Here is a 15,912-nt window from a genome sequence, read left to right as displayed (position 1 = left end):
CGCCCGGGAAGGCGTCCGTCGTCCGCCACGCATACCGATAACGACACTGAGGAGGGCTCGTATGTCTGTAGTCACGAAAGAAAAGTCGGGTCCCCCGAAGCCCGAGGTCGACAAGAACGCCTTCAAGTATCGCGCCAGACGCGATTTGAAATTGAACAAGTACGTTTACTTGATGCTCGTTCCGGTTGTAGCCTATTACATCGTTTTTTACTACGTGCCGATGTACGGGCTTCAGATCGCCTTCAAGGACTTCTCGCCGGGACTCGGCTTGTGGGATAGCCCATGGGTCGGCTTCCAGCACTTCGAGAGTTTTTTCGGCAGCTATTACTTTTGGCGGCTGCTGCGCAATACGCTGCTGCTCAGCTTCTACGAGTTGCTGTTTGGTTTTCCGGCGCCGATTATTCTGGCGCTTCTGCTAAACGAGATACGCAGCAATTTGTTCAAGCGTGCGGTTCAGACGGTTACCTACATGCCGCACTTCATCTCGGTAGTCGTTATCGCCGGTATGATGGTCGATTTCCTGTCCCGCGACGGCCTGATTAATATTGTGATGGGTTTCTTCGGCATCGATCCGATCGCCTTTCTCGGGGAAAGCAGCTGGTTCCGGACGGTATTCGTCTCCTCGAACATTTGGCAGAGCGTCGGCTGGGGCTCGATCATCTACTTGTCCGCCATGTCCGGCATCGATCCTTCGCTCTACGAGGCCGCGAAGGTGGACGGGGCTTCGCGCTGGAAGCAGACGATGCATATCACGCTTCCCGGCATTATGCCGACGGTCATCATCTTGCTGATCCTGCAGATGGGCAACCTGATGTCGGTCGGTACGGAGAAAATATTGCTGCTGTACAACAGCACGACCTACGAAACGGCCGACGTCATCGGCACATTCGTATACCGCAAAGGGATTCTGGAGTCCAACTTCAGCTACAGCGCGGCGGTCGGTCTGTTCAACTCGATCATTAACTTTATTTTGCTCATTGCGGCCAACACGATCAGCCGGCGCACGAGCGATACGAAGCTCTGGTAGGAGGAGGAACGTTCATGAATCATCGCAGTCTGGGAGAACGCACGTTTGACGCGGCCAATGCCGTATTTATGATCGGGTTGTCCATCGTGACGATCTATCCGTTTCTGTACGTCCTCTTCGCCTCCTTGAGCGATCCTTCCTGGGTGGTGCAGTTGCGCGGCTTGATCTGGTTTCCGCACGGCTTCAACCTAGAGGCGTATAAGCTCGTATTCGCCAACCCTTCGATCCTGACCGGTTATGCGAATACCTTGTTCTATGTCGTTATTGGCACGGCGCTCAACATTCTGATGACCTCGCTCGGCGCCTACGCGCTGTCGCGGCAGCAGGTCATGTGGAAAAACCCGATCATGTTCATGATCGTATTCACGATGTTTTTCAGCGGCGGCCTTATTCCGACCTACTTGCTCGTCAACAACCTCGGCATGCTGGACAGCCGTTGGGCGCTGATCATTCCGAGCGCGATGAGCGCCTACAACCTGATCATTATGCGCACCTCTTTCCAGGCCATACCGGTTAGTCTGGAGGAATCGGCCAAGCTGGACGGAGCCAACGATTTCACCATTCTGTTCCGCATCGTGCTTCCGTTGTCGATGCCCGTGGTGGCGGTCATGATTTTGTTCTACGGGGTCGGTCACTGGAACTCGTGGTTTAACGCCCTGATTTACTTGCGGACGAGGGACTTGTACCCGCTTCAGCTGATTTTGCGGGAAATCTTGATCACCAACAGTACCGATTCCATGATGACGGGGGTCGGAGGCGGCGATAAAATGCCGATCGGGGAGACGATCAAATACGCGACGATTATCGTGGCAACTCTTCCCATCCTGCTGCTGTATCCGTTCCTGCAAAAGTATTTCGTCAAAGGGGTTATGATCGGGGCCATCAAAGGTTAAAACATAACCTATCCGTTTGGGTCAGCCAGAGTGTTTGGTTGGCCTGTTTTTCGTTTTATCCCAATAGACAACCGTCGGTCAGAGGCCAATATGGGGAAAAAGGATTTGCGCCTCGCTTCCCGATTGATTAAGATAGCGGTAAAGGATACGTCGGAGGCGGGGCAGCGCCCCTCCAGGAAAGGAAGAACACGTTGGAGACAGGGCGTTACGGGTGGGGAGAAAGGCAGTTGTCGCGGCTGCTGGCCGTATGCGGCTTTGCGTTGTTCGGCTGGATGCTGGCGTATGCGTATCAGAATACCGCGAATTTCTTCGAATCGGCGGGGACGATCGTTCTGCTGGGGATCGTGGCGCTCGCCGTCTCGGTGCTGCTTGCGTTTGTGCTCGGCCGCTATGCGGGCCGCGCCGTATCGCTAACGGTCATCGTGCTGCTGGCGGCCGGGTTGCGGCTTCTGTGGGTGCTGAATGCGGATACGCCGCCGGTGTCGGACTTTCTCGATATGCACGAAGCTGCGCTGAGCGCGGCCGCCGGCGATTTTTCGTTCGGAACGAATGAGTACTTTACGCGCTGGACGTATCAGATCGGTTTCGCCTTGTATGAGGCGCTGGTCATCAAGCTGTTCGGCCCGTCGCTGCTTGTGCTGCAATCGTTCCAGATCTTGTTTCAGCTCGGAACGCTGCTTGTAATATACGGAATGGCCGTCAGGGCGTTCGGCGAAACCTCAGCCAAGGGCGCGGCGCTGCTGTACGCGCTGTACGTGCCGAACATTCTGATGTGCTCGGTGCTGACGAATCAGCATATTTCGGTGTTCTTTTATGTTCTCGGCCTGTTCGTCGTCATGCGCCGTCGCTTCTCCGGGAAGACCGATTGGCTGTTGGCCGGGTTGTGCTTCGGCTTGGCGAATCTGATGAGGCCGCTCGGCAGCTTTTTCCTGGTCGGTTTTATCGTCTATGCGGTATTGTTCCTGCTTGTACCCGGTATCCGCGAACGGAGGTGGCCCGCTTTGGCTGCCAAATGCGTCGGTCTGCTTGCCGTCTATTGGCTTGTGCAGCAGGCGGCCGGCGCGGCGCTCGTCCAGACGGGCGTCACGCCGTATCCGCTGGAGAGCCGGGAGCCGTACTGGAAATTCGTCGTCGGTCTCAATCCGGCGACCAACGGCGGCTGGTCTTACGACGATACGGTGCTCGTGCAGCAGGTGCCGATCGGAGAGGAGCGCAACCGGCTCGAGTTGGAGCTGGTGAAGGAACGATTGGCGGACAAAAGGCAGGTTGCCGCGCTGCTCGTCAGCAAAGCGAAGACGATGTGGGGTGGGGACGACTCCGCTCCGATGTGGAGCATGCCCGATCAGGATCGTCCAGAGCTACGGGGGAAGCTGATCCGAAGCGAGCGGATTGAATACGTGCTCCTGGCCTTTCTCGGTCTGGTCGCCGCTACGTTGATCGCCGTTCGGGGCGCGTCGGCGGAAGCCTCGCTGCTTGTGCTTCTGCTGCTTGGTTACGCGGCGCTTCATCTTGTCATCGAGGTGCAAACCCGGTACCGGTACGATATATTCCCGTGCGTCTTCATACTGGCGGGCTTCGGCCTATCCGTTCTGGCCGGAGGGTTCAGACGGAAGCCGCCCGACGTAAGCACCAGCGAGCCCGTTTCCTAGCGAACGGGCTTATTGCCCGTTTTGGCGCAAGGCTTGCGAATTTGTATAATGGAGGCATCGGACAGTCGGAGGGGAGCGAAGACGTATGTATACGATCATGATCGTCGAGGATGATGATAAAATTGCCGCGATTCTCGGCAGCTATTTGGACAAGTACGGCTATGCATCCGTTCGTGCGAGCGATTACCGCAATGTGAAGCAGACGTTCGCCGAGCTCGAGCCGCATCTGGTGCTGATCGACATTAATTTGCCGCAGTATGACGGGTTTTATTGGTGCAGGCAAATCCGCACGATATCTAACGTGCCCATTCTGTTCCTGTCCGCTCGGGTAGGCGAGATGGATCAAGTGATGGCGATCGAGAACGGCGGGGACGATTATATAACGAAGCCGTTTCACCTGGAAGTCGTGATGGCCAAAGTGAAAGGGGCGCTGCGCCGCGCGTACGGCGAATACGCCTCTGTCTCCGTGACCGCATCCGATCGGATCGAGGTGGAGGGCTTGACGCTGGATCGCGCCAAAGGAACGCTGGAGTGGGACGGCAGGCGAGCGGAGCTGAGCCGCAACGAGACGAAGCTGGCGGAAGAGCTGATGAAGCGGCCCGGGGAGATCGCCACGAGGGAGCAGCTGCTCGAAGCGCTGTGGGACGACGTGACGTTCGTCGACGACAATACGCTCAACGTAAACGTGACCCGGGTACGCCGCAAGCTGGAAGAGATCGGGATCGACAAGGCTGTCGATACGGTGCGCGGACAAGGCTATCGGCTGCTCGTTTCCTGGAGGGACGTGCCGTGACATTCAACCGTTTTCTCGCCGACCGGCTCGGCTACATTGTCATTTATTTATTTAATCTGCTGCTCGTGGTGCTCGTCATCCAGCTGGAATTGAGCGCGCAGCGTTCGGCGCTTGGCCTCGATGTTTTGCTGTATGCCGGTTTGCTGTCCATCGTAGGTTTAACGGTCTGCCTGCTGATCGATTATGTACGCTGCCGCCCGTTCTACCGGCAGTTGGACCGCCTGCTTCAGAACGGGATGAATCTGGATGACGCGGTCGGCCTCCAAGAAGCGGCCACCCGGGAGCAGCAGGCGATGCAGACGCTGCTGCAAGCCCAATACGGCAAATATATCGAACGGCTGGAGCAGTACATGCAGCAGCAGGAGCAGCATCAAACGTTCGTCCGACAGTGGGTGCATCAGATGAAGACGCCGGTATCGGTCATTGGCTTATTGACCCAGCAGGCCGATCAGACGGCGAACGGGGAAACGAAGCGGCTGGCCGCCAGCGTTCAAGAGGAGAACGAGCGGCTGGCGCATGGGCTGGATATGATGCTGCATACGGCGAGATTGGAGAAATTCGAGCTGGATTTGCACAGCAAGCGGGTGGAACTGATCGGGGAGGTGCGCTCCGTTATTAACGAGCACAAAAAAGCGTGCATTCGCTATCGTCTGTTCCCGAAGGTGGAAGCCGCTGGCGAACGCATATGGGCGGAGACGGACGAGAAATGGCTGCGCTTCGTGCTGAATCAGTTAGTGACGAACGCGATCAAATATTCCAAGCCGAAGGATGGCGCGAAGACGCTTACGGTCAAGGTTGAGGAGTCGGACGAATTTTGCCGGATCGTCGTCAAGGACGAGGGCATCGGCATAGCCGAACACGAGCTTCCGCGCGTATTTCACGCTTTTTTCACCGGAGAGAATGGCAGAAAAACCGGAGAATCGACCGGCATGGGGCTGTACTTGGCGAAGCAGGTGTGCGACCGGCTCGGGCATCGGCTGGACATCGCGTCTTCGCTCGGCGAAGGCACCGAGGTCACGCTGAGCCTAGCGCGGCACGCCGGATTGCGACGGTTAAGCTAGAAGAAAAGGAAGTGCCGTGAGGCGCATTTGAGGGGGAGGGACCTGCACGCGATCGCGGGTAGCGAGTCAACGGCGGGAGGGGGTGCAAAAGGAAGAGGGCAGGGCCCTCTTACTCCGGTAGCAGCCCGCTGTCTTGGACTTCCTGATGGATTTCATCGGTGAACCGATCCAGACAATTGCAATAGTAGTCTCTGCGGCAGATGGGACAAGGAACGGACAGTAGCCGCGTAATGCTGCTGATCTTCCAGTCGGGATTTTTCTCGTAAAAAATCCGGCACTTCGTCTTGTCGGAGAATGTGACCAAAAACTGGTGAAGACCCAGCTTTTCGTTGGTATCCGACTTTTGAAGGTCTGTTACGTAAAATTGATGCATGCGATCACCCTAAAGTTTGAATGGTCTGGCGCAAAGCGGCCCGGCTAGCGGACGTTCGAATAACGGCCGGCAGGAGGGTTCGGCTTTGTATGGGACGTTTACTAGTATACCATATTTGCCTGCTGTGCAAACGGAATCTTTGCTTGACGTACGGGGAAAGCCGTATTTTTTTGCTTGCCGAGCAAAGGAAAAGTGACAAAACTGTAAGCTTCGCTCCCGCGGAATGAAAGGTTGATCGATAGCTGCCGCCCCGGCCGTTCGGATACACTACGAATAGAAAATCTATTACTTGCACCTATTGGAGGAGTGGCAATGAACGTCTTGAAGGCGCAGGCGCTATCGAAAATATACGGTACGAAGCAAAGCAACGTGACTTACCGGGCGCTGGATCATTTCGATTTGGAGGTCGAGGCGGGAGAGTTTGTGGGCGTGATGGGGCCGTCCGGCAGCGGCAAAACAACGCTGCTCAACCTGCTGTCGACGATCGACCGGCCTACATCGGGCCGCATCGAGGTGAACGGCATCGATCCGAGTCTGCTGCGGAACAAAGAGCTGGCGTTGTTCCGGCGCCGCAAGCTGGGATTTATTTTTCAGGACTTCAATCTGCTCGAGACGTTGTCGATCAAGGAGAATATCGTCCTTCCGCTCGTGCTGGACAATGTGAAAGTGGCGGACATCGAGCGCAAGGTTAAGGAGCTCGCCGAAGTGCTGGGGATCGCGCACATTCTGGACAAGCGGACTTACGAGGTGTCCGGCGGACAGCAGCAGCGGGCCGCGATCGCCCGGGCGATCATTCATGAGCCCGCAATCGTGTTGGCCGACGAACTGACCGGCAACCTGGACTCGAAGGCGGCCAAAGACGCGATGGAATCGCTGCGCCGTCTGAACGAGGAGCAGGGAACGACTATTCTTATGGTCACCCACGATCCTTTCGCCGCGAGTTATTGCCGCCGCATCGTCTTTATCAAGGACGGCAAGCTGTTCTCGGAAATTCGCCGGGGGACGAACCGGCAGGCGTTCTTCCAACAAATACTCGACGCGCTCAGCGTGCTGGGAGGGAACTTCGATGACGTTGCGAACGCTCGCCAGGAGTAATGTGAAGGGCAATTGGAACCGGTATATCGCCTTTTTCCTGAGCAGCACCTTCTCGGTCATGATCTTCTTCATCTATGCGGCCTTCCTGTTCCACCCCGACGTGATTAGCGGCGAGATCCGGGCAGCGGATAAAGTCCGCTACGGCATGGTATTATGCGAATACATCATTATTATTTTCTCGTTCTTCTTCGTGCTGTACTCCATGTCTGCCTTTCTCAAAACGCGCAAAAAAGAGTTCGGGCTGCTCCGGTTGTTCGGTACGACGAACGGGCAGATCGCCCGGCTCGTGCTGTACGAAAACACGCTGATAGCGGTGCTGGCTATTGCCGCCGGAGTAGGCTTGGGCGCCTTGTTTTCTAAGCTGTTTTTCATGGCGATCGCCGAATTGCTGAAGGTGGAAAGTCCGATCCGGTTTATTCTTGCACCGAAGGCGATCTGGCTGACCGTGGCGGGCTTCTTCGCGCTATTCGAGCTGATAACGCTGTATACGCTGATCGGCGTCGGGCGCAGTCAGATCATCGACCTGCTGAAGGCGGCGAAGAAGCCGAAAAGCTTGCCCGCGTATTCCATGGGGCTGGTGGTGCTTGCCGTCAGCTGTTTGGCCGCCGGCTACTACATGGCGTTCCATTCGACTTTGGCACATATCCTGTTCCTGATGTTCCCGATTCTGACTACCGTCGTGGTCGGCACTTACTTCCTGTTCACGCAGGCGAGCGTGGCCATTTTGCGGCGTCTCCAGATGACGCCGGGCTTGTATTACCGCCATACGAACCTGGTTACCGTAGCCCAGCTCGTCTTCCGATTGAAAGACAATGCGCGCACGCTGTTCATGGTTGCGATACTAAGCGCGGTCATTCTGACCGCTTCGGGCACCTTCTACGTGATGTACGAGGATACGGAGGGCCGGGTGATCGCGCAATATCCGCACGCGTTTAGCCTTATCCAGCGCGGAGGCGAGGGGCCGGCGAAGGTCAGCCTCGAAGAGATGAAGCGGCATCTGGCGGAGAACGGTCAGCAGCTTAAGTACGAACTGCAGCTGACGGGCGTAAAAGTGCCGATTACCCTTGCACAGATGAGCAACAAAAAGACGGAAGCGCTGCTCGTGCCGGAGGAAGCCTACAACCAGGCCGTACGGCAGCTGGGCGGAAGCGCCGTACGGATCGAAGCGGGCCATGCTTTGTATGTGTTTCCGTACAAAGAGGTCGCGGTCGAGTTTTTCGCGAAAGGAAGCCGGCTGGAGACGAGCTTGGACGGCAAGCCGTTGACGCTTGTCTCGGACGGGCAGCTTAACGGCGGGGTTACGAATGTGGACGCAGATTACACCTCCATGCTGGTGTTGAACGACAACCACTACGCGGAGCTGACCCGGGGACTGCCGGCCTCGAAGCTGGAAACGTACTACGGTCTCGAAACGAGCAACTGGAAAAGCTCGCTTGAGGGCTCGCAGCGGCTCGCCGAGGCGCTGCCGCAGGAAGCCAGGCAAGGACTGAAAATGCGTATCGGGGACTATTTGGCCTACAAGCAGTTCAATTCGTTGACGCTATTTATCGGTCTGCTCGTCAGCGTCCTGTTCTTCGTCGCCTCCGGCAGCATGCTGTATTTTAAGCTGTTTACGGAAATTCAGGACGATCAGGCGCAGTTTCGGGCGCTTTCCCGGATCGGCATGTCGGAGAGGGAAATCCGCAAAATTACCGGGACTCAGGTGGGGATCGTATTCTTCCTGCCGGTTGCGGTCGGCGCCGTTCATGCCGCGTTCGCCTACAAGGCGCTCGGCAACTTGCTGAACACCGAGGTATGGTACTTGGGCCTCGCAGTGATGGGCGTATACACGCTGCTGCAGTTCATGTACTTCGCCTTAACGCGCCGAGCGTATATGAAGCAGCTGCGGCAAGGGTGAGAAGACGGGAGAGGCGGCCCGCTGCCCCCGTCTCTCCTTCCAAGCCCTGGTCGAGCAGAGGCTCCGGTTCTGGCATTGGCGGCAAAACAGTTCAGGCTCCGGCACTTGCGGCCGGAGCCGGCGTGCTCGAGGTAGGTGCGGAACAGCGACGATTCGGCCAATAGTTCCTCGTACGTTCCGCTCTCCGCGACAGCTCCGTCGCGCATGACGATAATATGATCCGCTTGCCGGGCGATCGACAGGCGATGGGTGATGAACAGCAAGGCGCAGCCGGGCAAATGGCCAATCAACTTGCTTAGCAGCCTATGCTCGGTCCGGGTATCCAGCGCCGAAGTCGCCTCGTCCAGAACGAGGATAGCCGGCTTGCGCAGGAGCGCGCGGGCGATGCTGATGCGTTGGCGCTCGCCGCCGGACAATTGCAGCCCCTGCTCGCCTACGCGGGTATGCAAGCCGTCCGGTAATCCCCCGATCCATTCGTCCAGCTCGGCAACCCGCATGGCGTTCGCGATCTCCTCCGTACCGGCGTCTTCGCTGCCGTATACGAGGTTGTCGCGGATCGTGCCGCTGCGCAGCATGACGTCCTGCGTGACGCACAGCAGGCGGCGGCGCAGCCAATCTGGATCAAGCTGCTTCAGCGGCACGCCGCCCAGCGAGACGACGCCCGAAGACGGCTGGTGCAGCCCGAGCAGCAGTCCGGCGAGCGTCGATTTGCCCGATCCGCGGCGGCCGACGACGCATACGACGGAACCCGGTGAGATTCGGAGGCTGACGCTGTTCAGCGCCGGGCGGTCCGTATTCTCGTATAGAAAGGAGAGACGGTCTCCCTCAAGGACAAGCGCTCCCTCCGGTATCCTGGTTCCGTTTCCGGACGCGACCGGATGGACGATTTCCGTTACCCGGTCGATGGCCGGCAGCACTTTGATGGCGGCAAGCGTCATCTGGATCAGCGAGACGCCGAAAGGCCGCAGCCAAGTAAACACAGTAATAAAGGCGACCAGTGCGCCGAGCGTCATGGCATGATTGACGACAAACCATCCCCCGACCGCATACATGAGAACCGGCGACGACGCATTCAGGACGGCATGGACCAGCTGAATCCGGTAATCGGTCAAGGCGCCGCGCCGGGCATGGTCCCGCTCTCGGCCAAGGCATTCCTTCACCGTACCGAGAGCTTGCGTCTCCCGGCCTGCGGCTTTCAGGAAAACGGCCGCCGTGACGAGCTCGCGGACCTTCTCTGCCACCTTGGAGCTGTGTCTCGACGCTTCCGCCCATCTTTGCTTGGCCCGGCTGCCCAAAGCGGTCGTCATGAACGCTTGTCCGACCCACAGCAGCAGGACGGCCGTCCCGAGAGCCGGATGCAAGTACAGCAAATAAGACGCCCCGCCGATAATCGTCACGATATGAAAAAGCAGGAAGCCGAGATTTCCGTTCGCGAATTCGCCGATGGCGTTCGTGTCGTTCAGGACGCGGGCGTGCAGATCTCCGATCGTCCGCTTCCGCAGCTCGTGCAGCGGCAGCCGCTGAAGCCCGTCGTACAGCCGGGCCCGGCCCTCGCCGGTCAGCCGTTCCATAAAACGGCCGACGTATACTTCGGCGACGATCATCAGGCTCCCGGCGATCGGGGCGGCAACCATGCACAGGACTACGACCGCGAGCCAGCTCCAGTCCCGCGCCGGGAGTACGGTTTCCAGTACGTATTGGGTCAAAAACGGCGGAGCGAGGTACAGCAGACTGCCTACTATGTTTTTCAGAAAAATGAGCAGCAGGTTCGGCCAGCGCGGACCGGCATGCGCGCGGATATAGGCCAGAACGGGCGATCGTCTAGCGGAGCGTGGCGACGGGCCGAGATTCATGCTCCACTCCTCCTTCCTTCCTTTCGGATTCGTAATACCCGCTGCGATCCTCGGCAAACTGCTCGCGTTCCCGCCGCCACAGCTCGGCGTACAAGCCTTGGCGGGTCAGAAGCTCCCGATGCGTCCCTTGCTCGACCAACTCGCCGCGATCGAGGACGAATATGCGGTCGGCGATTGCGGCTCCCCGCAGACGATGCGTGACGGCAAATCGCGTCGTGCCGCCCGCGCGGGCATGCAGCGCTTCGTAAACGGCGGTTTCGGCTTCTTGGTCGAGGGAAGACGTGGCTTCGTCCAGTAGAAGCAGGTCGGGCCGGGCGACCATCGCGCGTGTAAGCGAGACGAGCTGCCGCTGCCCGCCGGACAGCCGGGCTCCTCCGGGGCCGATGTCGGTTTCGTAGCCGTCCGGCAAAGCTGTCGCCAGATCCGCGGCTCCGAAGACGCCTAGCCATTCATCTAGCTCGGTTTCGTCGGCCGGGGCCAAATAAGTCAGGTTGCTGCGCAGGCTGCCACCGAATAGGGCGCTCTCCTGCATCACGTAGCCGCATCGTCTGCGTAGGTGCGACGCATTCAGCTCGGCAAGCGGCGTTTCCCCAAAGCGGATCTCGCCTCCGCTCGGTTCCCGCAGCCGCAGGAGCAGTTGGAGCAGCGTGCTTTTGCCCGCTCCGCTCGGCCCTACGATCGCGATATGCTCGCCCGGTTCCACCTTGAAGGTGAGTCCGCGCAGCAGATCGCCGCGCTCGCCGGCCACGCTCACCTTACGGAATTCGACCGGCAGGCCGCGGTAATCCGGCAGCGTGCGCAGCCCCGGCCGCAAGCCGGGCTCGACCGGCAGGTGCGAGTAGTCGACGATGCCGCGTATGCGCGCCCGAATATCGGCGAAGGCGGCGTAGAGCGAGAAAAAGGAGCGGACCGGCGCGTTGACGGCCGGGATATAAGCGACGATCGCGACGAGCTGCCCGACGGTCGCGTCGCCGGTGGCCATTTGCCATCCAGCGAACAGGAAGACGAGCGCCGGCGCCAGCGAATCCGGAATGCGGGGGAAGAGGCGGTACAGGCTGTCGGCGACACCCTCTTGAAATTTCAGCCCGGCCCAGCGGCTCTGCTCGGCGGCCACCGCTTCGTATTCCTGTCGCTCGGTGCCGTACAGCTTGATCTGGATCATCGTTTCTAGCTTCTCCAACAAGCTCTGGCGAACCCGGCTGTCGTGGGCGGCCAGTTCCAGACGGGTGCGACCGCGCTTGCGTCCGAACGCATGCACTGGAATGAACAAAAGGACGTAAGCGGCGACAAGCGCAACCGCAAGAGGCGCGTTCCAGCGGGCGATCACGGCCAGTGCCAGACCTGCGAGCAGCAGCTCCTGAAGGAAGCCCGGCAAGGTCGATAGCCCGAACTTCTGGATCGCCCGCGTATCCTGCGTGCAGCGCTGTAGCAGCTCTCCCCGCGCCGTGGCGGCGAAGAACGGGGCCGAGGTTCGGAGAACCGTGCCGAGCGTGTCCTCGGTCAGCTTGTACGACAGATCGGTCATCGTCTTGTTCGATACGTAAGCGCGGCAGGCGACGCAAAGCTCGAACGCCAGCAGAACGGCCAGCAGCAAAACCGCCGGAACGGTCAGGCCGGCTTGTCCGCCTGCGGCCGCCGCTTCCATGAGCCTGCCGATCAGCAGCGGGGCGGCCGCGCCGCATGCGGAGGCGGCGGCCGTGAGCAGGGCGACGAGCAGGAACGCCCGTTTGGAGCGGGTTAACTGAGCCGCGAAGAACGCCAGCCAGTCGGGAATGGCAACGAACGCGAGCTTCACCCGGAATCACCGTCCTTTTTCCTAAAAAGTGTCATTAGCGTATCAGTTCGGTTTCCAGAGGGTCAAACTTTAAAAACAAGTGTTCGCTTTATTCGGCTTGTCCGAGGGGAGCATAAGGATGCCGGATATTGCCGTTTTCTGAAAACGAAAGCTCTGTTATGCTCCCGATTTCATCTCTTTTTGCATCAAAGGCGTGCAATGCCGGAAGTCCCTTGCGGCCGTAAGGGCGGAGAGGCGTCGCTTTTTTTGCGTGTGGTTTGGACCTTTACAGGGAGGGGAACGGTCTTCTATAATGGTGGAGACAAGTTCCTTTTTGTTTATTATTATAGAAAAATAATTCCGAATCGGCTGTTAAGCATGTGCCGATTTCGCTTCGAGAGGAGATATGCGCATGCAAGCGGACCCGAATATTCGTCGGCTGGACACCGAGCAGATCAACCCGCGCACCCGCCATCTGGACCAATGCACGACGATGGAGCTGCTGACGCTGATGAATGCGGAAGACTTCCGCGTTCCCGCTGCGGTGGCGGAGGCGCTGCCGGCCGTCGCGGAGGCGGTCGAGCTGATTGCGGCCAGTCTGCGCACGGGCGGACGGCTGTTCTACGTCGGCGCGGGAACGAGCGGCCGGCTAGGCGTGCTTGACGCTTACGAGTGTCCGCCCACGTTCGGTACGGCGCCGGAGCTGGTGCAGGCGCTCGTGGCCGGGGGAACGGACCGGGATCGGGCCGACGAGTCGGCCGAAGACGATTCGGGATGCGGCGCGGCCGATCTCGCCGGACGGGGGCTGACGTCGGCCGATGTCGTCGTCGGCATCGCCGCCAGCGGACGAACGCCGTATGTGGTCGGCGCGCTTGAGTATGCCAGGTCGCTCGGAGCGTCGACGATCGCTTTGGCGTGCAGCCGCGATTCGGTGATCGGCGCGTTGGCCGACCGGAGGATCGAAGTGGCGGTCGGGCCGGAGGCGTTGACCGGCTCCAGCCGATTGAAGGCGGGAACGGCTCAGAAGCTCGTGCTCAATATGATCAGCACGGCGACGATGGTAAAGCTCGGCAAGGCGTTCGGCAATTTCATGGTCGACATGCAGCCGACGAACAGCAAGCTGAGGCACCGGGCATACGGAATCGTCGCGATGGCGACAGGGGCCGACGAGGCGGCGGTGGATGCCGCGATGAGCGCGACGGGCGGGCAGATGAAAGCCAGCATCGTCATGCTGCTGAGCGGCGTAACGGCCGAGGAGGCGCTGCGGCGCCTGGAGCAGGCCGGCGGCATCGTTCGCGGGGCGCTTGGCGGCTGAAGCTTCACATACGGTGTGCGTTTGCTTGGCTGTACTGGATCGGCTGTCAGCCAAGTCCGGACAGAGGGATGCAAGATCGGGGGGTACGCCGATATGGCTTTGATGCGCATTACGGGCTCGTGGTTCGATTTCTACCATCCGAATCCGTATGAAGGGGACTGCTGGAATGCGGTGACGCAGCGGTTTACGGCGGAGGACTGGGACCTGAAGCTGGCCGAAATGGCCCGGGCAGGGCTCGACACGCTTGTGCTGCTGAACGTGGCGCTGCACGGAAAGGCGTTTTATCCGTCCGAGATATGGTCTTATCGCTGGGATACGGTATGCCCGGACCCGCTGGAGGCGGTGCTTGCAGCCGGCGATCGGCTCGGGCTGGCGATTTATGTCGGCAACGGCTTTTATACGACGCCGATTATGGGCAGCTTGTCGATGAGCGGCGAGGCGTCTTCGCTGAAGTACGATTTTGCCCGGGAGCTTGCGGCCCGATACGGGCACCACGCCTCGTTCGCCGGATGGTACTTGCCGGTGGAGGCGGCGATTTTTACTTATTTCCCCGACCCTTATATCGCCTATGCGAACGAAATGGCAGGCTTTCTGCGCAAGCTCGGTCCGGAGAAGGTGCTGATCGCGCCGTACGGGACCCGTTCGATTACGGGGGACGACCGGTTTGTCGGCCAGCTTCGGTCGCTGGACGTCGATTATATCGCGTATCAGGACGAGCTGGGCGTCGAACGGACGACGCTGGAGGCGGCGGATGCGACGTTCGCCCGGCTGCGGGAAGCCCACGACCGCGCGGGCAAGCCGCTCTGGTCTGATCTGGAGCTGTTCCAGTTTGCCGGCAAAGTGCTTCATCCCGGATCGTTCGAGCGGATAAAGAGCCAACTGGAAATACTGTCGAACTATTCGGATAAAGTGTTATGCTATCAATACTTGGGCCTGATGAACGAGCCCGGCAGTCCGGTGCACGCCGGACACGAGACATCGGTGCCATTGTACGAACATTATATGGCTTACTTGCGCGCCAACGGGCTGTGGGACGCGAAGCAAGCGGGGATGGAGCGGGAACGATGAAGCGGCAAGTCGTATTCGGGATCGATATTGGAGGAACGAACATTAAATCGGGCATCGTGGATGCGGACGGTTCCATTCTGCACACCGACAATACGCCGACCGACGCTCAGGCCGGTCCGGCATCGCTGCTCGGCAAGCTGTACGGCATCGCTGCGGACTACAAAGCCCGGGCGGAGGCGGAAGGCTGGGAAGCCTGCGGCATGGGCGTGGCAACCGCCGGCTATGTGCACGCGGGAGAAGGGCGGATCGGATATGCAACCTCGAATATCCCCGGCTGGACCGGCGTGCCGCTGCGCGACAATATGGCTCGCGAGACCGGACTGCCGGTCGCGCTGGTGAACGATGCGCACGCCTTCGCGATCGGCGAAGCGTGGATCGGAGCGGGCCGGTCGCTGACCGAAGGGTTTCTGTGCATTACGCTCGGTACGGGCGTAGGCGGAAGCTGGATTACGGCGGCCGGAGAGCCGTATTACGGCCGGGACGGGTATGCCGGCGGCTACGGGCATATTGTCATTCGGCATGGCGGCCAGCCGTGCAACTGCGGATTGAAGGGCTGCTGGGAGCAATACGCTTCGGTGCGGGCGCTTATGCGCCAGGCTGCGGAAGCGGGCATCGGCGAGTCGCTTACCGGCGGATCGGCCAAAGTGCTGTTCGAGCTGGCGCGCGGCGGGGACGAGACCGCATTGGGCGTTATCGACCGTTATGCGGAATATGTCGCCGTAGGCTTGACGAGCTTGACTCATGCGCTCAATCCGCATGCGGTCGTCATTGGCGGCGCCGTTACGGCGCAAGGAGATTTCCTGTTCAGCCGCATCGACCGCATGGCGCAGGAGCAGCGGATGCCGGCTTATGGTCCGGTACGGATCGTGCCGGCGGAGCTTGGCGAGCATGCGGGCCTGGCCGGTGCGGCCAAGCTGGCGTGGCGGTCCGCCCTTCGGGCGTAACACGGGAAAGGATTGCCGAATAATCGGCAAGACTAGCCGGTATAGCCCGGCGTTGTACGATTAAACGCGCGGTTTGCTCCATGATCGGATTCCGGAAAAACACAAAGGCTGTCTCTCAGGAATAAAAACCTGCCGAGACAGCCTTTGCTTATGGGAAGTGAGCCACGAGG

The 15,912-nt window shown here is 59.6% G+C and carries 12 protein-coding genes and 1 pseudogene; 10 read left to right on the top strand and 3 right to left on the bottom strand.

From position 1 onward, the window contains the following. Nucleotides 1-61: 61 nt before the first annotated feature. From ABD796_RS26595 to ABD796_RS26575, 5 genes are all read left to right on the top strand, one after another. Complete coding sequence (locus ABD796_RS26595; RefSeq protein ID WP_379119143.1) at nt 62-1,027, top strand: ABC transporter permease; 966 nt, start codon at nt 62-64, stop codon at nt 1,025-1,027. A 14-nt stretch (nt 1,028-1,041) separates the two neighbouring features. Beyond that, nucleotides 1,042-1,920, top strand: a complete 879-nt coding sequence (locus ABD796_RS26590) for a carbohydrate ABC transporter permease (RefSeq protein ID WP_344913895.1) — start codon at nt 1,042-1,044, stop codon at nt 1,918-1,920. A 191-nt stretch (nt 1,921-2,111) separates the two neighbouring features. Further along, entirely contained in the window at nt 2,112-3,569 is a 1,458-nt protein-coding gene (locus ABD796_RS26585) for an ArnT family glycosyltransferase (protein ID WP_344913892.1), read from the top strand. An 85-nt stretch (nt 3,570-3,654) separates the two neighbouring features. Continuing rightward, on the top strand, nt 3,655-4,362 hold the full coding sequence (locus ABD796_RS26580) for a winged helix-turn-helix domain-containing protein (RefSeq protein ID WP_344913889.1): 708 nt from the start codon (nt 3,655-3,657) through the stop codon (nt 4,360-4,362). Then, a complete protein-coding gene (locus tag ABD796_RS26575; RefSeq protein ID WP_344913886.1) occupies nt 4,359-5,423 on the top strand; it encodes a sensor histidine kinase in 1,065 nt (354 codons plus the stop codon). The genes ABD796_RS26580 and ABD796_RS26575 overlap by 4 nt, the downstream gene beginning before the upstream one ends. 109 nt (nt 5,424-5,532) lie before the next feature. Here the strand turns inward: ABD796_RS26575 and ABD796_RS26570 are convergent, their stop codons facing one another. Next, entirely contained in the window at nt 5,533-5,796 is a 264-nt protein-coding gene (locus tag ABD796_RS26570) for a hypothetical protein (RefSeq protein ID WP_344913883.1), read from the bottom strand. 312 nt (nt 5,797-6,108) lie between these two features. Here ABD796_RS26570 and ABD796_RS26565 point away from each other — a divergent pair, with 312 nt between their 5' ends. Both ABD796_RS26565 and ABD796_RS26560 read left to right on the top strand, forming a co-directional pair. After that, nucleotides 6,109-6,891, top strand: coding sequence for an ABC transporter ATP-binding protein (locus ABD796_RS26565; protein WP_344913879.1), 783 nt, complete (start codon nt 6,109-6,111; stop codon nt 6,889-6,891). Then, on the top strand, nt 6,863-8,788 hold the full coding sequence (locus tag ABD796_RS26560; RefSeq protein ID WP_344913876.1) for an ABC transporter permease: 1,926 nt from the start codon (nt 6,863-6,865) through the stop codon (nt 8,786-8,788). Before ABD796_RS26565 ends, ABD796_RS26560 begins: the two co-directional genes overlap by 29 nt. Before the next feature lie 341 nt (nt 8,789-9,129). Here the strand turns inward: ABD796_RS26560 and ABD796_RS26555 are convergent. Together ABD796_RS26555 and ABD796_RS26550 are read right to left on the bottom strand one after the other, a co-directional pair. After that, a pseudogene (locus ABD796_RS26555) lies at nt 9,130-10,641 on the bottom strand (ABC transporter ATP-binding protein); the annotation flags it as partial. Continuing rightward, entirely contained in the window at nt 10,610-12,436 is a 1,827-nt protein-coding gene (locus ABD796_RS26550) for an ABC transporter ATP-binding protein (RefSeq protein WP_344913873.1), read from the bottom strand. The gene ABD796_RS26550 and the pseudogene ABD796_RS26555, both read right to left, overlap by 32 nt. 391 nt (nt 12,437-12,827) lie before the next feature. On the opposite strand from ABD796_RS26550, the gene murQ reads away from it, so the two are divergent. The 3 genes from murQ to ABD796_RS26535 all read left to right on the top strand — a co-directional run bounded on the left by murQ (nt 12,828) and on the right by ABD796_RS26535 (nt 15,742). Next, nucleotides 12,828-13,730: an N-acetylmuramic acid 6-phosphate etherase gene (murQ, locus tag ABD796_RS26545; protein WP_344913870.1), complete on the top strand. Its 903-nt coding sequence runs from the start codon at nt 12,828-12,830 to the stop codon at nt 13,728-13,730. A gap of 93 nt (nt 13,731-13,823) precedes the next feature. Then, entirely contained in the window at nt 13,824-14,798 is a 975-nt protein-coding gene (locus ABD796_RS26540) for a DUF4434 domain-containing protein (protein ID WP_344913867.1), read from the top strand. Continuing rightward, nucleotides 14,795-15,742 carry an ROK family protein gene (locus ABD796_RS26535; RefSeq protein WP_344913863.1) on the top strand — a complete coding sequence of 316 codons (948 nt, stop codon included), beginning with the start codon at nt 14,795-14,797 and terminating at the stop codon, nt 15,740-15,742. Before ABD796_RS26540 ends, ABD796_RS26535 begins: the two co-directional genes overlap by 4 nt. The last annotated feature ends 170 nt before the right edge of the window (nt 15,743-15,912 follow it).

This window comes from Paenibacillus hodogayensis (assembly GCF_039536325.1).
In the GTDB taxonomy this organism is placed as follows: Bacteria; Bacillota; Bacilli; order Paenibacillales; family NBRC-103111; genus Paenibacillus_AB; species Paenibacillus_AB hodogayensis.
The sequence above is the reverse complement of the archived record's forward strand: the minus strand, read 5'-3'. Positions and strand labels throughout refer to the sequence as shown.

What these genes read in the sequence shown, in the direction of transcription:
- ABD796_RS26595 (WP_379119143.1), top strand. Translation starts at nt 62, where the DNA reads ATGTCTGTAGTCACGAAAGAAAAGTCGGGTCCCCCGAAGCCCGAGGTC.
- ABD796_RS26590 (WP_344913895.1), top strand. Translation starts at nt 1,042, where the DNA reads ATGAATCATCGCAGTCTGGGAGAACGCACGTTTGACGCGGCCAATGCC.
- ABD796_RS26580 (WP_344913889.1), top strand. Translation starts at nt 3,655, where the DNA reads ATGTATACGATCATGATCGTCGAGGATGATGATAAAATTGCCGCGATT.
- ABD796_RS26570 (WP_344913883.1), bottom strand. Translation starts at nt 5,796, where the DNA reads ATGCATCAATTTTACGTAACAGACCTTCAAAAGTCGGATACCAACGAA.
- ABD796_RS26565 (WP_344913879.1), top strand. Translation starts at nt 6,109, where the DNA reads ATGAACGTCTTGAAGGCGCAGGCGCTATCGAAAATATACGGTACGAAG.
- ABD796_RS26560 (WP_344913876.1), top strand. Translation starts at nt 6,863, where the DNA reads ATGACGTTGCGAACGCTCGCCAGGAGTAATGTGAAGGGCAATTGGAAC.
- murQ (WP_344913870.1), top strand. Translation starts at nt 12,828, where the DNA reads ATGCAAGCGGACCCGAATATTCGTCGGCTGGACACCGAGCAGATCAAC.
- ABD796_RS26540 (WP_344913867.1), top strand. Translation starts at nt 13,824, where the DNA reads ATGGCTTTGATGCGCATTACGGGCTCGTGGTTCGATTTCTACCATCCG.
- ABD796_RS26535 (WP_344913863.1), top strand. Translation starts at nt 14,795, where the DNA reads ATGAAGCGGCAAGTCGTATTCGGGATCGATATTGGAGGAACGAACATT.